A 20,591-nucleotide genomic window follows, 5' to 3' on the forward strand; every position below is an offset into this window, starting at 1 on the left:
TAGGTCGCTTGGAATTACCACTGGCGTCGACGTTTTGTATGAATATAACTAGCAATAAAGAAACCTAGCAATACGCCACCCGCTAAGGTCACAGCACCATATAAAAACATTTGAGCGCTGCGTTCGCTTTGTAAGACTTGAACCTGAACAGAGAGGTTATCATTTTTGAGCTGTAACTCTTGGTTCTGAGCTAGTGCCTCAAGGTTGGCATGTTCTAACTGTTTTAAGCGAGATGCCTGATCTTGAACTAAAGCTTTAATTTTTGCATCTTGCTGTTGCTTGTTCTTTGCAAGTTGCTCTGCTGTCAGTGGTTTAGTGGTTGTCGCAGCTAGTTTAGTGGCCTGAGTTGAAGGCGCACTTGGAGAAGGCGTTGCTGGTGTCGCAGCAGGTTCAACTGCTCCGGCAGTTGAACATATCAAACACAAGCCAAGAAAGCTTTTGATTGCAAGCTGCATGCGGTTACCCTTTTGGAAATGCTTTATTAAACGGTTTTACATCAACATGAGCATAAATGCCTTCTTTAACAAATGGCTCTTCTTTTAACCATTCATCTAATGCTTCGCGACTGTCAAATTCAACAATCATGGTGCTGCCATAGAAACCTGCTTGCGGATCATTAGGATCTTTTGGCATAGCACCTGCCGTAACAAGGCGGCCTTCATCATCGAGTTTTTGTAAACGTTCGATATGCTGAGGACGTACTGCTAAGCGTTTTTCTAAAGTTCCTTCGTTATCGGTACAGCTTAGTACAAAAAAAGGCATGTAATCTTATCTCTATAAACAATCAGGAAGCATTTTAAGCGTCTGGTGACTTAAAATGTTTACGTAAAATAATGAACTGAATAATGATAAATGAAAACATCACAATCATGTCACCAAATGCAGTGAATTCACCCCAATATTTTCCACCGTGAAATAAAAATGCGAAGAATACATGCAGACAAGACATCACAACAAACATCGCTGCCCAAGCAAAATTGAGATTTTTCCAACCTTTTTTACTTAAATCTAAAATAGGGTCAAATAAGCGTTGTATGAGTGGCTTACGGTCTTTACCAAACCAAGGTGAAACCAAGAATGCGCCAGCGAAAACTAAATTTAAAATTGCAGCTTTAAGACGAATATAAAAATCGTCACTTAACATGAGTGTGATGCCACCGAAAATCACAGTCATAAACAATACAAACCATTGTTGTTTGTCTAGACGGAATTTTTGGAAAATAAACAGAGCACCATATACCACAAGCATTGAAATAATTAAGCCAGTCGTCGCTACAAGAATATTATTATTATCGACACCGCCAGCAGACCCGATCAGTTTAAGTAAAGGATGTTGTGTGTCGGTTGGATCAACTGTTTTATATAAATAGAAGAAAATAATTAATGGAACAAAGTCCAGAAGTGCTTTCATGTTAGAGTATCTGATCAGGTTTGGTGAATGGCATAGTATAAAAGATGCAAGGCATAGATTTACATACACATAGCAATATTTCTGATGGAACTTTGTCTCCGGAATTACTGGTGCAAGCTGCTATAGATGTGAACTTGCATACGTTGGCTTTAACTGACCACGATACAATGGAGGGGTTACAGCGTGCTAAAATTGCTGCGCAAGAACATGATTTAGAAATCATTTCTGGTGCAGAAATTTCAAGCCAGTGGTCACGTCCAACCACTAAAAAGAGTTATGGAGTGCATATTGTTGCTTTAAACATGCAAGATGAAGCCCCAATTTTAGAAGCATTAGAACAACAAAAAAGAGTTAGGGCGCAAAGAGCTAAAGTCATTTGTGAACTGCTAGAAAAATGTATTGGTTTCCAGATTTATGATGATGTTCTTGCCAAAGTAGAACATCAGGCTGACAGAGTAACAAGAACACACATTGCTAAAACATTGGTCGAGAAAAATGTCGTGGCTCGACCTCAACAAGCTTTTGACCGTTTCCTAAAGGAAGGAAAGCGTGCTTCTGTAAAGTTTGAAGGCTTAGGATTAAAAGAAACAATTGATGTGATTCATCAAAGTAAAGGGTTTGCCATATTAGCTCACCCGACCCGTTATGATTTATCTGCAACTAACGTTCGCTATTTAATCGAATTGTTTGCCACTTCAGGTGGAGATGCAATTGAGTTACCTCCACCTATGGAACCTCTATCTACTCGCCAAATGATTGACCGCATGATTGAACAATATCAGTTGGCAGTTTCAATTGGCAGTGATTTTCATGGTGAAAATATGCCCTGGATTAAACTCGGAAATACACCTAAACCCACTGATAAGCAGCAAGGGATTTGGGAGCGTTTTCGTTAAACTTTTTACAGTAAGTTGTTATCTTGAGCTTGAATGGGCGGTGGAGTAGGTTTACCGAGCGTTCCTAAAAGTTCAATCTCGATACTACGTACCATAGCATCTAGCGGTAAATCATTACTTTGAGTACCAAAAGGCTCTTCAATTTCAGAGCTTAGTGCATCCAGACCTAAAAAAGTGTATGCCAAAATTCCGACCAGTAAAGGTGTTGCTAATCCAAGCAATGAACCCAGACTAAACGGCAACATAAAACAGAAAAAATAGACTGTGCGGTTGAGTAAAACTGAATAAGCAAATGGAATGGGTGTATTGGCAATTCGGTCACAGCCCGTCTGTACAACACTTAAGTCGGCAACATTTTTATTCATTTGTGCATAAATAATGTCTGAAATTTCACCTTCTTTAAGGGCTTGCAATAATTCCCAGTGAATGAGGCTGAGTGTGTACTGAGGAGCGTTATTTTGCTGGTAGAGTTGAGTGAGTGCTTGCTGACTCATACCACTGGTTTGTATTAACTCAGTTGGGTTTGCCGTCTGACGGCGTAAACGGTCACGCAGTACATTAGCAAAAACAATTACATGTTGAATAACGCGCTCACGGCGAGCTTGAGTTAAAATACGGCAATCACGGTCAAAATGGCGTGACGTTGCAATCAAAACGCCCCATAATTTTCGGGCTTCCCACCAACGGTCATAACACGCAGTATTTTTAAATCCTAGAAAAATAGAAAGTACGACACCAATGAGTGTAAAGCCAACCAAAGGGATCTCTGGAAAGCGATAAAGATTGATATATTCCACTCCACCAATGATTGCCGAGATCAGCATCACAACGCCTAGGGAAGGTAAAATTTTAGGTAAAATTGTGCCTCGCCAAGAGAATAAAACTTTGAAAATACTAGGCTGTTCCCGAACAATCATTTTATTTTAAACGTCGCTATTTTTGTTTTGATCTTCTAGGCTTAGTGGTACTTTGTCAATATCATTGAACTGATATTGTTGCTGGGTTGAGCAGTTGTTGTTCAGCAAAGGAAAAGCTCCCTTCTGGTGAGATAATAAAATGGTCAAGCAAACGAATTTCGACAAGCTGACAAGCCTGTTCAAGTTGCTGAGTTAAGGCAATATCTTCAGAAGATGGTTGTGCTGAACCGAATGGGTGATTGTGTGCAATAACAAGCTGACAAGCATGTTGCTGTAAGGCATAGCGTAGTGTTTGATTGACTGAAACCGAACAATGCTGAACTGAACCAAAGAATAGCTTTTTAAAATGTAGCTTTCTGAGTTCAGGATCTAGACATAAGACCGCAAAGACTTCTTGTTTTTCGCCCTTTAATTCGTAACGCAGATAATCTAAAACTAAGTCAGAGGAATGGAGGCTGAGGTGAGTTGTCTGAAAGTGATGATCGAGATAACGCCGTCCCAGTTCTTTGACTGCCAGTAATTGTGAATATTTGGTTGCTCCAATCCCATTAAATTGAGTTAACTCACTTAATGGCGCATCAAACACTGCATTAAGGCTACCAAAGTGATGAATGAGTAAACGTGATAGCTCAACTGCTGAATGTTGCCGTGAACCGGAGCGAAGAAAAATCGCCAGTAGTTCTGCATCGGATAGACTTTGTGGACCTTGTTGCAATAACCGTTCTCTTGGCCGTTCTTGTTCAGGCCAATTTTTAATAGAAGTATTCATATTCCCCAGCATAATTCGCTTAAAAATTTATTTTGTTTGCCCAATCAATCTTGGGTCTGCGCGTATTTAATGCTATTGTGAGCGCCACTGCAACAGAAAGGTATCCTGTTCGTGAGCTTTGATCTAAGTGTTATTTCTCATAAAAACATTGTTTTAGCTGTTACTGGCGGAATTGCTGCCTATAAAAGTGCCATCTTAGTCCGCCGTCTCAAAGATTATGGCTTTGACGTGCGAGTGGTGATGACACATGGCGCTCAGGCATTTATTACGCCACTAACTTTTCAGGCTCTTTCTGGTAATCCTGTTCATACTGAACTTCTAGACCCTGCGGCTGAAGCAGGTATGGGACATATTGAATTAGCGCGTTGGGCTGATTTGTTACTGGTCGCACCTGCAAGCTGTGACACATTGGCTAAATTTGCGAATGGTTTAGCAGATGACTTACTGAGCACTGTGTTTTTGGCAACAAAATCTCCTGTCTGGGTAGCTCCAGCCATGAACCAGCAAATGTGGGCTGCTAAAGCAACTCAGCGAAATTTACAAACTCTGGTTGAAGATGGCGTACATGTCATTATGCCGGATGCGGGTGAGCAGGCGTGTGGTGATGTCGGTTTAGGCCGTATGCCTGAGCCAGAAGAAATTGCTCGCCAAGTCGCTGGTTATTTCCATCAAGCTCAACGTGCCATCGCTGAGAAATTTGGTTTGTTGGCAGGTAAGCGAGTGGTTATTACTGCTGGACCGACACGTGAAGCGATTGACCCTGTTCGTTATATCTCAAACCATAGTACTGGCAAAATGGGCTTCGCTTTAGCCGCTGCTTGTTATGCTGCTGGTGCGCAAGTAACTCTAATTGCTGGGCCTGTGAGTTTAGATACACCAAATGGTGTTCAACGTGTAAATGTTGCCTCAGCACGACAAATGCTTGATGTCAGTATGGATTCACTAGAAACAGGCTGTGATATTTTTATTGCAACTGCCGCAGTCGCAGACTATCGCGTAGCAGAAGTTGCTGAGCACAAAATTAAGAAAGCAGGGGATGAGCTGAATGTTTCCCTTGTAAAAAATCCAGATATTGTGGCAACAATTGCAGGTCAGGAAAAACGTCCATTTATGGTGGGCTTTGCAGCCGAAACGCAAAATGTTGAAGAATATGCGGCAGGAAAACTAGTGGCTAAAAAACTAGATATGATTGCGTGCAACGATGTATCACGTGCTGATATTGGATTTGCTTCTGATGAGAATGCGATGACAGTTTTCTTTGCTGAAAGCTACCACATGAAAAAGCGTGAATTAGAGAAAGCCTCTAAACAAGAAATTTCTCAACAGTTGGTTGAAGCAATTTCGGATGCTCTACGCCGTAAATAATATATTTTAAATATAAAAAACCGCGAATAAATCGCGGTTTTTTATATGTCTTGGTTTAGACAACTTAAGGAATTTCATCCTCAAATTCAGGTTTAACCTGAACAATGAAGTCTTGACGGTTAAGACCACGCCATAATGCAAATGCAGTACCGATATAAATCGAAGAATAAGTACCGACAAATACACCAACAAACATTGCCACAGAGAACCAGTGTAGACCATCACCACCTAAGAACATCATTGCAAGTACAACAAGTAATAATGTCATTGAGGTATGAATGGTACGACGTAAAGTCTCAGTTAACGCAATATCGACGATTTCACGAGGAGTTGCACCGCGAATCTTACGGAAATTTTCACGAATACGGTCTGAAACTACAATGTTATCGTTAAGCGAGAAACCAATAACAGCAAGTACCGCAGCTAAAACTGTAAGATCAAATGGCCATTGGAATAATGCAAAAGCACCAATGATAATGATGATGTCATGAAATAAAGACATTACGGCACCCATCGCGAGTTTAAACTCAAAGCGAATGGTCACGTAGATCAACATTAAGATAAGTGCAAGTGCAACCGCGCCAGCAGAACGAACATAGAGTTCATTACCAACTTGACCACCTACAGAGTCAACTTTATGAACTTCGGCAGTATTATTCGGTAATTGTACAGCCTTAGTGATCGCGTTATTAAGATCTTCAACCTTAACTTCTTGTACTGGCATACGCACAAGTAAATCTTTATTACTACCTAAGGTTTGTACTACAGCATCTTTAAAACCAGCTTTATCGAGCGCCTGAATAACTTCTGACTGATTGGCTGGTTGAGCATAGTTAAGCTCAGCTGAAACACCACCTGTAAAGTCCAAACCTAAGTTAAGACCTTTAGTCGCAATAAAGAAAATACTCGCTAACGTAATAAGGATCGAGAAGATTGCCGCAGGTTTGGCAATCTTCATGAACGGGATGATTTTTGCATCATCCGGACGACCATATTGTTTTGAATCTTGTTGAGTCACTTTAGTCATCATCGATCTCCTTAAATGCTCAACTTTTTCAAGTTACGGCGTTTGCCATAAATGATTTGTACGATTGCACGAGTTACTGTAATTGCAGTAAACATTGAACAAATAATACCGATCATTAATGTTACGGCGAAACCTTTGATTGGGCCTGTACCAATTGCAAACAGGATGAATGCAACGAGGAACGTGGTTAAGTTCGAGTCAAAAATGGTGTTATAGGCTCGATCATAACCGGCCACAATGGCCTGTTTGGGTGAGGCCCCCCAGAGCATTTCTTCTCGGATACGCTCACATATCAATACGTTGGCATCGACCGCCATACCAATGGTAATAACGATACCCGCAATACCCGGTAAGGTGAGGGAAGCGCCAATCCATGACATGACGGTTAAAATCATTGCCAAGTTAAACACAAGTGCAAAGTTCGCGATTAAACCGAATACACGGAAGAAAACCACCATCCAGATTGCAACGAGCAAGAAGCCGATTTGAGTAGACAATACACCTTTATCAATGTTTTCTTGACCAAGGCTTGGACCAACTACACGCTCTTCAACAAAGTACATTGGCGCAGCCAAAGCACCAGCACGAAGCATTAATGCAAGTTCAGATGCTTCTTGAGGAGAACTTAAGCCTGTAATACGGAAAGTCGAACCTAAAACAGCCTGAACTGTTGCTGCGTTAATGACTACAGATTCAGTGTATGGCGTACGAACTTCTGTTTGTGCACCAGTTTTTGGATCTGTTACATAGTTAATTTTTTGCTTGTTCTCGATGAACAATACCGCCATGCGTTTACCAACAGCATTACGGGTTGCATCAGACATTAGCTTACCGCCAGCACTGTCGAGCGTAATATTTACCTCGGCACCGCCAGAGTCCTGACTAAAGCCAGAGCTCGCATTTTGAACACGCTCACCAGTCAAGATTCGGTTACGTTGCAACAAGAGTTGACGGCCGCTATCTAAAGACTCATAAGCAAAAACTTCTGTACCCGGAGGTAAAGGTTGACCATTATATTTACCCGTATATGGATCAATATATTGATCATTTGAGTCAGAAACTAAACGGAATTCGAGGTTCGCAGTACGTCCTAAAACACGTTTAGCTTCAGCAGTATCTTGTACACCCGGTAATTCAACAACAATACGGTTGCTACCCTGACTTTGTACCAATGCTTCTGCAACACCAAGTTCGTTAATACGATTACGTAATGTTGTTAAGTTCTGATTTACCGCATATGACTGAATTTCTTGGCGACGTACATCAGTATAAGTAAGCTTTAAAGTAGAACCTGTAGAGCTTGCTAATGCCTGTTGGGTATATTCATTCCCATTACGACGTAAAAAATCCATTGCTGCATCACGGTCAGCATTGTCAGCAAATTGAACAGTGATCACATTATTCGTTAATGCAAGACTGTTAAATTTGATCTTGTTTTCACGGAACTGACGACGCAAATCGGTGGCAGAGGTTTCCATACGTTGGGCAACGGCTTTGTCCATATCTACTTCAAGCAAGAAGTGGACACCACCACGTAAGTCCAAACCAAGTTTCATTGGTTTTGCCCCAATCTTTTGCAGCCATTCCGGTGTGGTTGGTGCAAGGTTTAGGGCGACAACATATTCATCACCTAAGTCACGACGTAATACTTCTTTTGCCTTTAACTGTGCTTCAGATGAACTGACACGCAATAGGGCAGCATTATTTGTAAAAGTATTGTCATGGCTTGCAATATTAGCTGTTTTTAAAATTTGCTCTGCTTTTTTCACCACACTTTGATCAATTTGGGTACCAGCTTTGGCACCGGAAATTTGAACAGCGGGCTCATCCGGATATAGACTTGGCAGTGCGTATAATGTACTGATTACCAGAACAACCAGAATCAGTAAATATTTCCATGCAGGGTAACGCATTCGCTTTCTTCTTAAATGAAAAAGCCGTGCTAAAGCACGACTGTTTTATGATTAAAGGTTATTTAGAGTGCCTTCAGGTAATACTGAAATTACGCTGGCACGCTGAATTTTTACTTCTACACCACGGCTAAGTTCAACAACTGCATAGTCACCTTCAATTTTGGTTACTTTGCCCATTAAACCACCAGCGAAAACAACTTCACTACCTACACCTAAGCTCTCGATTAAAGAACGGTGTTCTTTAGCACGTTTTGCTTGAGGGCGCCAAATTAAGAAATAAAAGATTGCAACGAATACGACAATCATCAAGATGTTTGGCAAAATACCATTAGTTGGGCCAGCTGCCGGTGCTGCATGAGCAGCAGAAATTAAAAAGCTCATTTTGATTTCCTAAAGTTAAAAATATGAGTCAGATAACTGACATAATCCTAATTCGTTTTGCAATTTACCTTGTCTTGAGGTTGAGCGCAAATCTGGCTTATTCATCAACAGGACATGGTGGAACTTCTAAACCACGACGGGCATAAAAGTCCTGAACAAATTCATCAAATGTGCCATTGTCTAATGCATCACGCATACCTTCAGTCAAACGTTGGTAATAACGTAAGTTGTGAATAGTACCGAGCATAGACGCTAACATTTCTCCACATTTTTCAAGATGGAATAGATAAGCACGGGTAAAGTTCTTACAAGTGTAGCAATCGCAATGTGGATCGAGCGGACTTTGGTCATGACGATATTTACTATTACGAATACGTACCAGACCATCCGTGACAAAATAATGACCGTTTCGAGCATTACGAGTCGGCATTACACAGTCAAACATATCGACACCACGGCGCACCGCTTCAACGATATCTTCTGGTTTACCAACGCCCATCAAATAACGCGGTTTATCATGTGGCATTTTATTTGGCAGATAATCTAAAACTTTGATCATCTCTTCTTTAGGTTCGCCAACAGATAAACCACCAATGGCATAACCATCAAAACCGATTTCTAAAAGGCCATTTAAAGACTCATCGCGTAAGTCTTCATACATGCCGCCTTGAATAATGCCAAATAACGCATTGTGATTTTTGAGCTCATCATGATGATGGGTTTTACAACGTTTTGCCCAGCGTAAAGAAAGCTGCAATGATTTTTGAGCTTCTTCATGGGTTGCAGGGTAAGGTGTACACTCATCAAAAATCATCACGATGTCAGAGTTCAAAACCTGCTGAATTTCCATAGAAATTTCAGGTGATAAAAATACTTTTGAACCATCAATCGGCGAGCGGAAAGTAACACCTTCCTCTTTGATTTTGCGCATTGCGCCAAGACTAAAAACCTGGAAACCGCCAGAGTCAGTTAAAATTGGCTTATTCCATTTAATAAAGTCATGCAAACCACCGTGCTCTTTAATTACTTCAAGACCCGGTCGCAAATATAAATGGAAGGTATTTCCTAAAATAATTTGTGCCTGAATGTCTTCGATGTCACGAGGTAACATACCTTTGACTGTGCCGTAAGTCCCCACTGGCATAAAAACAGGTGTTTCAACAACACCATGTTCTAAAGTTAAACGACCACGACGGGCGCGCCCCGACTGACCTAATTTTTCAAACTTCATCTAAAAATCCTGAACACGAGCAGAGGCGAAGAAACAGTTCGCTGCTAAAAAGAGGGCTATTTTCCTTGATTCTGCGACGTAGTTCTACTACTAAATGTAGTCGTTATATAAAAAGGTGGGAGAAACTAAGGATAGGTTTTATGGCATAGATATTTTAAAGAAGGAAATATCTAAAATTTAGGCTGGTAAAAATTATAATCGGCTTGGTAAAGCTAATCGATATTGCTAAATATTTACATCCTTTCATAGAGAACGTATATAGATGATTAACAATATCGATCAGAATTTTAATTTTTAAACTTCAAATTTATCAATCAGCATTGCATCGCCATAGCTAAAGAAACGATAGCGGTCTTTAACTGCATGTTTATAGGCAGCCAAAATGTTGTCTCGATTTGATAGTGCTGATACCAACATGAGCAGAGTAGACTCTGGCAAATGGAAGTTGGTAATTAAACGGTCTACGATGCAGAACTCATAGCCCGGATAGATAAAGATTTGCGTATCGCCAGTCCAAGCTGCAATTTTACCGCCATGAGCTTGAGCTGCACTTTCTAAAGCACGTGTCGCGGTTGTACCCACAGCAATCACTTTATTGCCACGTGCTTTAGTCGCCAAAATTAAATCAATGGTTTCTTGAGGTACATCACACCATTCACTGTGCATGACATGATTGGTAATGTCATCAGTACGAACAGGCATGAAGGTGCCAGCACCGACGTGTAAAGTCACAAAAGATTTTTGAACATTTTTTTGCTCTAACTTTGCTAATAACTCTTCATCAAAGTGCAGGCTTGCAGTAGGAGCGGCAACACTGGCAATTTTTTCAGGATTATGGAAAACCGTTTGATAGCGTTCCGTATCAATTTCCTCTGCTTCACGATTGAAGTAAGGCGGAATAGGTAACTGACCATATTGCTCAAGTACAGGCAAGATCGGCTGTGAAAACTCAACCACAAATAAGTTTTCATGACGACCACGTACAATCACAGGAATATTGTCGGCACCGACAAAAAGCTCAGCACCTGCTTTAGGCGAGTTGCTTGATTTAATATGACAATACGCTGTGGTGTGGTTCAGCATGCGCTCAACCAGAATCTCAATCGCACCACCTGTAGAGCGTTTTCCTTTAAGTCGAGCTTTCATGACCTTGGTGTCATTAAGCACTAACAAATCACCTTCTTCGAACAGATCGATAATGTCTGTGAACATGTGATCGTGATATTGACCCTTTGAGTCTAAGTGCAACAACCGTGAAGCACTACGTGATTCAAGAGGATAACGGGCAATAAGTTCATCAGGTAATTCAAAGGAAAAGTCAGACAGTTGCATATTTGAGAAAAAACACCGCAAAAATTGCGCCTAGTATAAACTTTTTCACTTTTGTATGGCTGTGCTTCTAGCCGAAATCATGAAAAATGTTTAAATGATCTAAAAGTGAACGATAATATTCACTTAGGGTTTGACAAGTTTTACAAACGCGCTAATATACGCAACACAAACATACTTCCTCTCCCGAGGTGGTGAAATTGGTAGACGCGGCGGACTCAAAATCCGCTGTCAGAGATGACGTGTCGGTTCGAGTCCGACCCTCGGGACCATATTCAGAATCGAAAGATTCTACGAAAACCCCTAAGCTAACGGTTTAGGGGTTTTTTGTTGGTTATCAAAAGTGGTTTGATCTTAAGAAATTACGTACTCACACTTTGGCTCCGAGGGTCAGACTCGAATTTTGAGTCATAAAACATAGACCTTATAAAAATCTTTCAATTTTTATTCTCACAAAAGCCCTTATTTCAATTGAGATGAGTTTACTATGAGCCACATTAAGTCTGACCCCTAAGCTCTTATTCAAATAGTACTTTTAAAGCCGCTTTCTGAACTCGCATTTCTGACATCTTTCAACTCTTCACCTTCAAACATTTGTTGTATTTTTCTAAAGTATACCCACTTTATGTATCTGAAAACCTTTAATTGAAACTTCACATTTCTATTTTGAAAAGAACGTTGCTCTTTTAATGTACTGTGTTAAAGTTTGTAGTAGATCATAATGATTATAAGTACATTTCTTAAGAGCGGTTCCGACCAAAAACGACAAAATCTGTGAGGCGGGCAATGACATTCCAACGTTTAGAACTAAATCAGGTTGAGCAGTTAAGTGCTTGTAGAATATCTTTGTTGCTTGGATTAAATGCCGAGCAGAACTATATCGAGCAATTTTTCCGATTTAGTCTTCGTCTTTTAAATTGTAAAAAAGCCTTGTTGACTTTTAATCAGGAACCTTACTTTTGGCACCGTTGCCCAGAAGGCATGACGGCAATTTCTTTTAAGCCTTCGAAACATTTAAAACAGTGCTTTGCCAAGCAACAGTTTATTAATCATTTACATCCTTCATATCAAAACTTAATCAATTATTTAAAAGAATTAAATATTGAGTGCAGCAGGGCATTGGCTGTGCATCTTTTACACCCCGATAAAACCTCAATGGGTTTTGCTGTGTTTTTTGATGACGATGCGGCAACGTTCGAAGATGATGATATTCAATTGTTGCTCGATTATTGTTCTACTTTTATGCAGCAGGTCGAGTTGAAGTTTAACTATGAAGAGTTAAACGAACTCTATGAACAACAAGTTGCGATTAATTCAAGTAAAACAAAATTTTTCTCAATTATTTCGCATGACTTACGTGCGCCTTTTCATGGATTGCTCGGATTCTCTGAGGTACTCGCCAAAGAGCGTGAAACTTTAGATGAATCGAGTATTCAAAATATTGCAGATTATTTATACGACACCTCACAATCGACCTATAACTTACTTGAAAGTTTGCTGACATGGGCGATGGCAGAGGGTGGGCGTTTTGTTTATCACCCAATTAACTTTAAGCTTAGACAAGTCAGCAATATCGTTTGTGATGTACTGCATACCTTAGCTTTAAAGAAAAATATTGAACTGGTGAATGATGTTCCGGAAGATCTAAAAATCTATGCCGATATAAACATGATGACCTCTGTAATTCAAAACTTAGTGTCAAACGCGCTGAAATTTACTGACATTGATGGATCGGGGAAAGTTTTTATTGAAGCTCGTCAAGCGGATGCAAATGTAGAAATTACTGTTCGAGACACAGGTCTGGGTATGACCGAGCAACAAATGGCAAACTTGTTCCATCCACGTATTACCGCTAGCTTTAAAGGTACTGCAGGGGAAAAAGGTGCTGGCTTAGGTTTGAGTCTTTGCAAGCGTTTTGTCGAGATTAATCAGGGAAAAATTAGTGTAAATTCCCAAAAAGGAGTTGGAACAACTTTTAAAGTTTTACTACCTTCAGCTCAAGAAAGTCATGAGGCGCTTACCGAACATCATTCTTCATCGGAAGCTAAATTAGTCTAATCCCTTTTCCTAGCACTACTCGAACTGCTATAACTAAAAAGAGAGTACGAGGAAAAGAGCTTTTTATATGAATGCGGAGCAGTTACAAAAAACATTGCGTGCGAGTCAGTACGCAGAACAAGTTTTAGGCTTGCATCAAGCTGTTTTAGAACAAGATTATCAAATAGATCAATTTACTGCACCGCTCTCGACCGAACAGATTTACCAACGGGTACAAACCACATTAGATGGGATTGGTGATGAAACGCTTTGGATGCGTGGTCTGCGTATTTTACGTAGTCGTTTAATGTTCCGCTGGATCTGGCAAGATGCCAATCAGCTTACCGATGTTGTTACACTTACTCGTGAACTTTCTGATTTTGCCGATGCCAGTATTTGTGCAGCAAAGGATTTTGCTCGTGTAGCACTTGTGGCGAAACATGGGGAACCGTTAAGTTATTCTGGCAAAGTTCAAGACTTGATTGTGGTTGCCATGGGTAAACTTGGTGCTCAAGAGCTTAACTTATCGAGTGATATCGATTTAATTTTTGCCTTTGATGAGCAAGGCGAAACCAATGGCCGCAAATGTATTGATGTACAGCAGTTCTGTATTTTGTGGGGACAAAAACTCATTTATTTACTTGAGCACATTACTGCTGATGGTTTTGTGTTTCGAGTTGATATGCGTTTGCGCCCTTGGGGAGATGGCTCGGCATTAGCGATTAGTCATGCAGCTTTGGAAAAATATTTAAGCCAGCATGGCCGTGAATGGGAACGTTATGCATGGATTAAAGCGCGCGTTGTGACTGGTGGTAAAGAAGGACAGGACTTGTTAGAAATGACTCGTCCTTTTGTATTCCGCCGTTATGTCGATTACACGGCGTTTGCTGCCATGCGTGACATGAAAGCGATGATTGAACGCGAAGTTCTGCGCCGTCATATTGAGGATGATATTAAACTCGGGGCAGGCGGTATTCGCGAAATTGAGTTTATTGTGCAGGTTTTTCAGCTTATTTACGGCGGCTCTAAACGTGAGCTTCAAGACCGTCAATGTTTAGTCAGCCTTGAGCATATTGGTGAAGCAGGCTTATTAGAAAAACAAGCTGTATTAGAACTTGAAGATGCATACCTGTTTTTACGCCGTGTTGAACATGCAATTCAAGCTCTTAACGATCAGCAAACCCAGTTATTGCCTGAAGAATTAGACCTAAGACAACGCATTATCGATACTTTGAGTTTCGCAAGCTGGAATGAATTTATTGATGTTCTTAATGAGAAACGTCAAAAAGTCAAAGTTCAATTTAAGCAACTCATTGAAGATACCAGCTCTAATGCAGCAACAGAGAATTATGGGCAGTTAGAGCAGCAGCTAGATGAAGTACTAGATGACAATGCAAAAAATCTAATTCATGAGTTCTGGCATGGGCATGCACTCAAAAAACTTCCTTCAAATGCTGTGCAACGTTTAAAAACGTTTTGGCCTCATTTAATTGAAGCGATCTTACAGTCAGAACAACCACAAACTGCATTATTACGTTTAATGCCGCTTATTGAATCGGTTATGCGTCGAACCGTGTACTTGGTGATGCTGATTGAAAGTAAAGGGGCTTTACAACGCTTAGTAAAAATGGCGACTGTAAGCCCGTGGATTTGTGAAGAGTTAACTCAATATCCGGTACTGCTGGATGAGTTTTTGTCGATGGACTTTGAGCTACCAAAACGTAAGGACTTAGAAGACTCATTACGTCAGCAGTTACTTCGTATTGAGATTGATCAAGTCGAAGATCAAATGCGAGCACTTCGCCTCTTTAAAAAGAGCAATGTATTAACTGTTGCTGCAAGTGATGTGCTAGCTGAAAGTCCTCTCATGAAGGTATCTGATGCATTAACTGATATTGCTGAAGTTAGTGTGAATGCAACACTTAATTTGGCTTATCAGACAGTAGCAAAACGTCATGGTTACCCGTGCGATGTTGATGGAAAACGCTGCTCACTCGACTATAAAGCTTTTGCTGTTATTGGTTATGGCAAAGTGGGTGGTATTGAGCTGGGCTATGGTTCTGACTTAGACCTTGTCTTTATTCACTATCTTGATGAACAAGCTGATACAGATGGAACGAAGTCTATTAGTGGCTTTGAGTTTGCGATGCGTGTTGCTCAAAAGTTTATGTCACTCATGACGACGCAGACACTCGATGGTCGTGTCTATGAAATTGATACACGCTTAAGACCTTCAGGTGAGGCCGGTTTATTGGTGACCAGTCTTAAGGCTTATGAGCACTATCAGTTGAAAAGTGCATGGCTTTGGGAGCATCAGGCATTGGTTCGTGCACGTTCTATTGCTGGCGATGAGGCACTTTGCCAGAAATTTGAAATATTTCGCCGCGAGATATTGACTCAATCTAGAGATGAGGCTTATGTTCGTGAAGAAGTGTTGAAAATGCGTCAGAAAATGAAAGACCACCTAGGTTCGTCTTCTGAACAAAAAAAACATGGTATTTTTCATTTAAAACAGGACGCAGGTGGTATCGTAGATATCGAATTTATGGCACAGTATGCTGTACTTGCATGGAGCGGGACGAAACCCGATCTCGCCCATTATTCTGATAATGTAAGAATATTAGAAGATGCTGCTAAAGCAGACTGCTTATCCAGTGAAGATGCCACAGCATTAATTCGAGCCTATCTTAGTGAACGTGCCGAAAGCCACCGTTTAGCCCTTGCAAATCAATCCATGCAAGTAAGCGCAGCGGACTGGCGTAGTACCCGTGCGGTCGTTTGCAATTTATGGCAAAGATTAATAGACCCAACCGCTTCGGTTGAGTTGGATAGTGAATGATTTTATAACAATTTGGAGTGTTCCATGAATTTGGCTGATCGTGATGGTTTTATTTGGCAAGATGGACAATTAATTGATTGGCGTGATGCAAAGATTCACGTTTTAACCCATACTTTACACTACAGTATGGGCGTATTTGAGGGTGTTCGTGCTTATGAAACTCCTAAAGGTACTGCCATTTTCCGTCTTCAAGACCACACAAAACGTTTGTTAAATTCAGCAAAAATTTATCAAATGAAAGTGCCGTATGATCAAGCAGCGCTTGAACAAGCACAAATCGATGTTGTTCGTGAAAATAAATTAGCTTCTTGCTATTTACGCCCACTCATCTGGATCGGTTCAGAGAAACTTGGTATTGCAGCAACAAATAACACAATTCATGCCGCTGTTGCAGCATGGGCGTGGGGTGCTTACCTTGGTGATGAAGCGATGGCGAAAGGTATTCGCGTTAAGACTTCATCGTTTACTCACCATCATCCAAACGTGACCATGTGTAAAGCAAAAGCATCTGGTAACTACACATTGTCAATTCTTGCTCACCAAGAAGTTGCACACTCAGGTTACGATGAAGCAATGCTCATGGACCCACAAGGTTATGTATGCCAAGGTTCAGGGGAAAACGTATTCTTGATTAAAGATGGCGTTTTACATACTCCAGATATCGCTGGTGGTGCACTTGATGGTATTACACGTCAAACAGTAATGACGATCGCTAGAGATCTTGGCTATCAAGTCGTTGAGCGTCGTATTACACGTGATGAATTCTATATTGCAGATGAAGCTTTCTTTACAGGTACTGCTGCAGAAGTAACACCAATTCGTGAGTACGATGATCGTCAAATTGGTGAAGGTTGCCGTGGTCCAATTACCACTGAAATCCAAAAAACTTTCTTTGATGCAGTTCAAGGTAAAAACCCGAAATATGAACACTGGTTAACTTACGTAAAATAAGTTAATCCGTTAACATAAAAAGGCGAACCTCGGTTTCGCCTTTTTTTATTTTTTGGCTTAGGGAGCTTCTATGCATATTGTCTATGTGTCTGATGGTAAGGCAGGACACCGCTCACAAGCATTAGGCTTGTTTCAGGCAATGCAAAGACAACAGCCAGAAACAACTTTTGAAGAGGTTCTAATTACTGATTTGCCGATTATTTCTTTAATTCAGGCACTTTTCTCTTCAAAAACCTCCTTATTTAAACAAGCGCCTGATTTTGTATTTGGCGTGGGAAGTCATACACATTTTCGTGTTTGGTTACTCGGTAAAATTTTCAAAAAGGCTAAAACGATTATTCTAATGAAGCCGAGTTTACCGATTGGTTGCTTTGACTATGCGGTTATTCCAGAGCATGACGGCATTCACGCCGACAGCCATGTGATTGTCACACGTGGCGCATTAAATCCTATTCGTAATGAAAATCGACATCAAATAGCTAGAGTTTTAATTGCATTAGGTGGTTCATCTAAACGACATCAATGGAACCAAGATAAAGTATTAAGCAGTGTTAAAAAAATTGTTGAGAATAATCCAGACGCTGAAATTATTCTGACGACTTCACGTCGAACTCCAGCAGAGTTTGTCGATATTTTAAAGCAACAAAGCTTTGCCCAGCATTTACATATATTTCCGGTTGAGCAAACACCTCAAGGCTGGATTTTTGAGGAAATGCAAAAATCAGAAGCTGTCTGGGTCACAGAAGACAGCGTGTCTATGATTTTTGAGGCACTTACTGCGGGTTGTCGAGTAGGGGTGATGGCAATAGACCGTTTGAAAGACGACCGGATTACGCACTCAGTTGATCAAATGTTAGAATCACAATTAATTTCACAGCAGACTTGTGTTGTACAGTTACCACAACCTTATGCTTTTAAAGAGGCGGACCGTGTGGCAACATATCTTTTATCAAAGAATTAAATTTTTTATTTTGAGTAAATAAATGAAAATATTGCATATTGCAAATTTTGGCTTTAATAAACAAGGCGCCCATTTTTACTGCACAGACCGTAAAATTTCTGCCGGATTAATTGAAAATGGCCATTTCGTTTATGATTTTAGTTTTCGTGACATGGCTCGTATGGGAACCATTTTTAAAACAAAAAAACTGGGCGCCAATTGGGCCAATAAAGAAGTTCTAAAGGTCGTTAATAATATTGAACCTGATCTGGTGCTCATTGGGCATAGTGACTTAATGAGTCCAGATGTTTTAAGACAAATTAAAGAATCTTATCCAAATACTAAAATTGCATTTTGGTATGTTGATCCGCTTTATCTTGAAAACAAACTCGACTTTGTCAAAGCATTCTCGCCGTACTTAGATGCTATTTTCTGTACAACAGGCGGAGAATATCTACAAAAGCTAAAGCAACCTCATTTAAGCGTGGCCTATTTGCCAAATGTCGGTCACCGTAATGTAGAAACACTACAGCAATTTTCAAACTCTAAGACTGACAAGACTTTTATTTTCTGCGGTGTGGTCTATAAAGAACCTGAGCGTGAAAAGTTCTTAAAGGACTTGGCAGATGCATTGCAACAAGGGCATGTGAACTATCAATATTATGGTTGTTTTGAACAACCTGGTGTTTATGGTAAAGCGTATTATAAAGTTCTCTCTGAAACAAAAATGGGACTTAATTACTCACGCCGTAATGATGTCACCTTGTATAGTTCTGACCGTATTGTACAACTGACTGGTAATGGTTTACTCACCTTTAGCCCAAGAATACCGGGCTTTGAGAAGCTCTACACCGAGCAGGAAGTGGTGTACTTTGATGATCAGTTTGATTTGGCCAAGAAGATCCAATTCTTTAATCAAAACCCAGATCAGGCTGAAAAAATAGCGAAAGAGGGTTGGGAGAAAACACGTAGGTCTTTCAATGCTAAACGCATCACCCAATTTATGGTTGAAGTGACATTTAAGCAGCCCCTTTCAGAAGATTATGAATGGTCACATGAGGTGTATGCATGATGTGGTTTTTGTACGTTGCGGTAGGCCTACTAGCACTTGCTGCACTGTTATATGTGCTGGGTAATTATACATTCTGGCTTCCGTTTCGTTCGAGTAAACTACCACGCATTGTGATGTTGCATCAGGTTACTCCTAAAGATGCAGCTTCGGGTATGAACATGCCTCCTGAGAAGTTTGAACAACTTTTACAGTTGTTGACGCGTAAAAAGGTTACTTTTTGCTTTGTTTCTGAGCTTGAACAATACCGTAATCAAAAGAATGTCGTTGCTTTAAGTTTTGATGATGGCTTTATGGATAATTATCTTTATGCCTATCCATTACTTAAAAAATATAATGCAAAAGCAACCATTTATTTGGCAACTCAAATTGAAGGAATTGAAAAGCTCACTCATGAGCAAATCCATGAAATGGCAGGCTCTGGTGTTATTGAGTTTGGTGCGCATACCCAACATCATGTGAACTTACTTAAGCTTGATGACCAAACCGCTTATGATGAAATGCTTCAGTCTAAACGTGACGTTGAAGCGTTAGTTGGAAAATGTCCGAGCTTTGCTTATCCATTTGGCCGATTTAATGAAAAGCACCAGAAAATGGCTCAAGAGATTGGCTTTAAAAACGCCGTATCGACTCGTAAAAAAATCGAAGCGTATGAAGTAAGTAATCAATTTAATATTCCACGTGTCAGCACGCATGGTGCCATGAATGCTTTACAGATGCGTATCGCCCTTGCTAAAGGACGTTATAAGTTATGAATAAAATTCCATGTAGTGTCTATATTGTCACCTTAAATTGTGGTGCTTGGTTAGAACGAACTTTGCAAAGTGTCAGTGAGTTTGATGAAGTAATTATTTTAGATTCAGGCAGCACTGATAATACTTATGAAATTGCTCAGAGTTTTGAAAATACTCAAATTTCTCATCAAGACTGGCAAGGCTATGCAGGGCAAAAAAGTTTGGCTCTAGCAAAATGCCGAAATGATTGGGTACTCAATTTAGATGGCGATGAAGTCTTATCTAACGAGTTAAAACAAGAGATTGTTGAGACCATCCAGCAGAACAGACTTGATGCTTTAGTCACTCCTATTAATGATGTATTTTTAGGTGTTCCGAATAGCAAACATACTAAAAAACATGCAAAAGTGCGTTTTTTCCGCAAGTCTAAAGGGCATTATGATCTTGCCAATAAAGTCCATGAAAATGTGATTGTAGATGGCGAATCTCAGCGTGCTCAACATGATATTTATCATTATGGCGAGTCGAGCATTTTCGTTAAGGTCGAAAAAAATAACCAATATTCCAACTTGAAAGCATTAGAGAAATACCAAAAAGGAAAGTCTCCAAGTGTGGCTAAATTGATTTTGGTGATGCCTGTGACTTTTATGAAGTCTTATTTTATTCGCCGTAGTTTCTTAAATGGTTGGCGTGGTTTCGTAAATAGTATGATTAACGCGTTTTATGCTTTTCTAAAAGAAGCAAAGCTGTTTGAACAAACCATGAATAAAGATAAGAAATAA

19 protein-coding genes and 1 tRNA gene are annotated in these 20,591 nt (G+C 40.2%); 10 read left to right on the top strand and 10 right to left on the bottom strand.

The window, feature by feature from the left end; all coding sequences use genetic code 11:
• Positions 1 to 14: 14 nt before the first annotated feature.
• Genes F931_RS20695 through ispZ form a run of 3 tightly spaced genes read right to left on the bottom strand, consistent with a single transcriptional unit; the run spans position 15 to position 1,411 of the window.
• Positions 15 to 455 (bottom strand): SH3 domain-containing protein, encoded by a 441-nt coding sequence (locus F931_RS20695; protein ID WP_016143041.1) that lies wholly within the window; start codon positions 453 to 455, stop codon positions 15 to 17.
• Positions 456 to 459: 4 nt separating this feature from the next.
• On the bottom strand, positions 460 to 762 hold the full coding sequence (locus F931_RS20700; protein WP_005804733.1) for a YciI family protein: 303 nt from the start codon (positions 760 to 762) through the stop codon (positions 460 to 462).
• 34 nt (positions 763 to 796) lie between these two features.
• A complete protein-coding gene (gene ispZ, locus F931_RS20705) occupies positions 797 to 1,411 on the bottom strand; it encodes a septation protein IspZ (protein ID WP_016143042.1) in 615 nt (204 codons plus the stop codon).
• Between the two features lie 44 nt (positions 1,412 to 1,455).
• Between ispZ and trpH the strand changes: the two genes are divergently transcribed.
• Entirely contained in the window at positions 1,456 to 2,307 is an 852-nt protein-coding gene (gene trpH / locus F931_RS20710; RefSeq protein WP_016143043.1) for a PHP domain-containing protein, read from the top strand.
• A gap of 5 nt (positions 2,308 to 2,312) precedes the next feature.
• On the opposite strand, the gene F931_RS20715 is transcribed toward trpH, so the two are convergent.
• Positions 2,313 to 3,224: a bestrophin family protein gene (locus F931_RS20715; protein WP_005064169.1), complete on the bottom strand. Its 912-nt coding sequence runs from the start codon at positions 3,222 to 3,224 to the stop codon at positions 2,313 to 2,315.
• Positions 3,225 to 3,285: 61 nt separating this feature from the next.
• On the bottom strand, positions 3,286 to 4,005 hold the full coding sequence (gene radC, locus F931_RS20720; protein WP_016143044.1) for a RadC family protein: 720 nt from the start codon (positions 4,003 to 4,005) through the stop codon (positions 3,286 to 3,288).
• A gap of 99 nt (positions 4,006 to 4,104) precedes the next feature.
• Between radC and coaBC the strand changes: the two genes are divergently transcribed.
• A complete protein-coding gene (gene coaBC / locus F931_RS20725; RefSeq protein ID WP_016143045.1) occupies positions 4,105 to 5,358 on the top strand; it encodes a bifunctional phosphopantothenoylcysteine decarboxylase/phosphopantothenate--cysteine ligase CoaBC in 1,254 nt (417 codons plus the stop codon).
• 64 nt (positions 5,359 to 5,422) lie between these two features.
• Here the strand turns inward: coaBC and secF are convergent, their stop codons facing one another.
• From secF to queA, 5 genes are all read right to left on the bottom strand, one after another.
• Positions 5,423 to 6,388: a protein translocase subunit SecF gene (gene secF / locus F931_RS20730; RefSeq protein ID WP_025470453.1), complete on the bottom strand. Its 966-nt coding sequence runs from the start codon at positions 6,386 to 6,388 to the stop codon at positions 5,423 to 5,425.
• An 8-nt stretch (positions 6,389 to 6,396) separates the two neighbouring features.
• The gene (secD, locus tag F931_RS20735; protein WP_016143047.1) at positions 6,397 to 8,298 is read right to left on the bottom strand and encodes a protein translocase subunit SecD; all 1,902 of its coding nucleotides are present in this window, start codon (positions 8,296 to 8,298) and stop codon (positions 6,397 to 6,399) included.
• 51 nt (positions 8,299 to 8,349) lie between these two features.
• Complete coding sequence (yajC, locus tag F931_RS20740; RefSeq protein WP_002116168.1) at positions 8,350 to 8,679, bottom strand: preprotein translocase subunit YajC; 330 nt, start codon at positions 8,677 to 8,679, stop codon at positions 8,350 to 8,352.
• Positions 8,680 to 8,776: 97 nt separating this feature from the next.
• On the bottom strand, positions 8,777 to 9,910 hold the full coding sequence (gene tgt, locus F931_RS20745) for a tRNA guanosine(34) transglycosylase Tgt (RefSeq protein ID WP_002116306.1): 1,134 nt from the start codon (positions 9,908 to 9,910) through the stop codon (positions 8,777 to 8,779).
• A gap of 294 nt (positions 9,911 to 10,204) precedes the next feature.
• Complete coding sequence (queA, locus tag F931_RS20750; protein WP_016143048.1) at positions 10,205 to 11,242, bottom strand: tRNA preQ1(34) S-adenosylmethionine ribosyltransferase-isomerase QueA; 1,038 nt, start codon at positions 11,240 to 11,242, stop codon at positions 10,205 to 10,207.
• Between the two features lie 182 nt (positions 11,243 to 11,424).
• Here queA and F931_RS20755 point away from each other — a divergent pair.
• The 8 genes from F931_RS20755 (at position 11,425) to lpsC (ending at position 20,591) form a co-directional block, all read left to right on the top strand.
• Positions 11,425 to 11,511 (top strand) — tRNA-Leu (locus F931_RS20755).
• A gap of 514 nt (positions 11,512 to 12,025) precedes the next feature.
• Positions 12,026 to 13,297, top strand: a complete 1,272-nt coding sequence (bvgS, locus tag F931_RS20760; protein WP_016143049.1) for a sensor histidine kinase — start codon at positions 12,026 to 12,028, stop codon at positions 13,295 to 13,297.
• Between the two features lie 67 nt (positions 13,298 to 13,364).
• Positions 13,365 to 16,115, top strand: coding sequence for a bifunctional [glutamate--ammonia ligase]-adenylyl-L-tyrosine phosphorylase/[glutamate--ammonia-ligase] adenylyltransferase (glnE, locus tag F931_RS20765; RefSeq protein ID WP_016143050.1), 2,751 nt, complete (start codon positions 13,365 to 13,367; stop codon positions 16,113 to 16,115).
• 24 nt (positions 16,116 to 16,139) lie between these two features.
• Positions 16,140 to 17,066 carry a branched-chain amino acid transaminase gene (gene ilvE, locus F931_RS20770; protein WP_016143051.1) on the top strand — a complete coding sequence of 309 codons (927 nt, stop codon included), beginning with the start codon at positions 16,140 to 16,142 and terminating at the stop codon, positions 17,064 to 17,066.
• Positions 17,067 to 17,136: 70 nt separating this feature from the next.
• Positions 17,137 to 18,027, top strand: a complete 891-nt coding sequence (locus F931_RS20775; protein ID WP_016143052.1) for a mitochondrial fission ELM1 family protein — start codon at positions 17,137 to 17,139, stop codon at positions 18,025 to 18,027.
• A gap of 22 nt (positions 18,028 to 18,049) precedes the next feature.
• Positions 18,050 to 19,078 carry a glycosyltransferase family protein gene (locus tag F931_RS20780; RefSeq protein ID WP_016143053.1) on the top strand — a complete coding sequence of 343 codons (1,029 nt, stop codon included), beginning with the start codon at positions 18,050 to 18,052 and terminating at the stop codon, positions 19,076 to 19,078.
• Positions 19,075 to 19,830 carry a polysaccharide deacetylase family protein gene (gene icaB / locus F931_RS20785; protein ID WP_016143054.1) on the top strand — a complete coding sequence of 252 codons (756 nt, stop codon included), beginning with the start codon at positions 19,075 to 19,077 and terminating at the stop codon, positions 19,828 to 19,830. Before F931_RS20780 ends, icaB begins: the two co-directional genes overlap by 4 nt.
• The gene (gene lpsC / locus F931_RS20790) at positions 19,827 to 20,591 is read left to right on the top strand and encodes a glycosyltransferase family 2 protein (RefSeq protein WP_016143055.1); all 765 of its coding nucleotides are present in this window, start codon (positions 19,827 to 19,829) and stop codon (positions 20,589 to 20,591) included. The genes icaB and lpsC overlap by 4 nt, the downstream gene beginning before the upstream one ends.

It is taken from the genome of Acinetobacter pittii ANC 4050, from assembly GCF_000399685.1.
Lineage (GTDB): Bacteria > Pseudomonadota > Gammaproteobacteria > Pseudomonadales > Moraxellaceae > Acinetobacter > Acinetobacter pittii_E.

Excerpts from the sequence above, each read along its gene's own strand:
- F931_RS20695 (WP_016143041.1), bottom strand. The coding sequence starts at position 455 with ATGCAGCTTGCAATCAAAAGCTTTCTTGGCTTGTGTTTGATATGTTCA.
- F931_RS20700 (WP_005804733.1), bottom strand. The coding sequence starts at position 762 with ATGCCTTTTTTTGTACTAAGCTGTACCGATAACGAAGGAACTTTAGAA.
- ispZ (WP_016143042.1), bottom strand. The coding sequence starts at position 1,411 with ATGAAAGCACTTCTGGACTTTGTTCCATTAATTATTTTCTTCTATTTA.
- trpH (WP_016143043.1), top strand. The coding sequence starts at position 1,456 with ATGCAAGGCATAGATTTACATACACATAGCAATATTTCTGATGGAACT.
- F931_RS20715 (WP_005064169.1), bottom strand. The coding sequence starts at position 3,224 with ATGATTGTTCGGGAACAGCCTAGTATTTTCAAAGTTTTATTCTCTTGG.
- radC (WP_016143044.1), bottom strand. The coding sequence starts at position 4,005 with ATGCTGGGGAATATGAATACTTCTATTAAAAATTGGCCTGAACAAGAA.
- secF (WP_025470453.1), bottom strand. The coding sequence starts at position 6,388 with ATGATGACTAAAGTGACTCAACAAGATTCAAAACAATATGGTCGTCCG.
- secD (WP_016143047.1), bottom strand. The coding sequence starts at position 8,298 with ATGCGTTACCCTGCATGGAAATATTTACTGATTCTGGTTGTTCTGGTA.
- yajC (WP_002116168.1), bottom strand. The coding sequence starts at position 8,679 with ATGAGCTTTTTAATTTCTGCTGCTCATGCAGCACCGGCAGCTGGCCCA.
- tgt (WP_002116306.1), bottom strand. The coding sequence starts at position 9,910 with ATGAAGTTTGAAAAATTAGGTCAGTCGGGGCGCGCCCGTCGTGGTCGT.
- queA (WP_016143048.1), bottom strand. The coding sequence starts at position 11,242 with ATGCAACTGTCTGACTTTTCCTTTGAATTACCTGATGAACTTATTGCC.
- bvgS (WP_016143049.1), top strand. The coding sequence starts at position 12,026 with ATGACATTCCAACGTTTAGAACTAAATCAGGTTGAGCAGTTAAGTGCT.
- glnE (WP_016143050.1), top strand. The coding sequence starts at position 13,365 with ATGAATGCGGAGCAGTTACAAAAAACATTGCGTGCGAGTCAGTACGCA.
- ilvE (WP_016143051.1), top strand. The coding sequence starts at position 16,140 with ATGAATTTGGCTGATCGTGATGGTTTTATTTGGCAAGATGGACAATTA.
- F931_RS20775 (WP_016143052.1), top strand. The coding sequence starts at position 17,137 with ATGCATATTGTCTATGTGTCTGATGGTAAGGCAGGACACCGCTCACAA.
- F931_RS20780 (WP_016143053.1), top strand. The coding sequence starts at position 18,050 with ATGAAAATATTGCATATTGCAAATTTTGGCTTTAATAAACAAGGCGCC.
- icaB (WP_016143054.1), top strand. The coding sequence starts at position 19,075 with ATGATGTGGTTTTTGTACGTTGCGGTAGGCCTACTAGCACTTGCTGCA.
- lpsC (WP_016143055.1), top strand. The coding sequence starts at position 19,827 with ATGAATAAAATTCCATGTAGTGTCTATATTGTCACCTTAAATTGTGGT.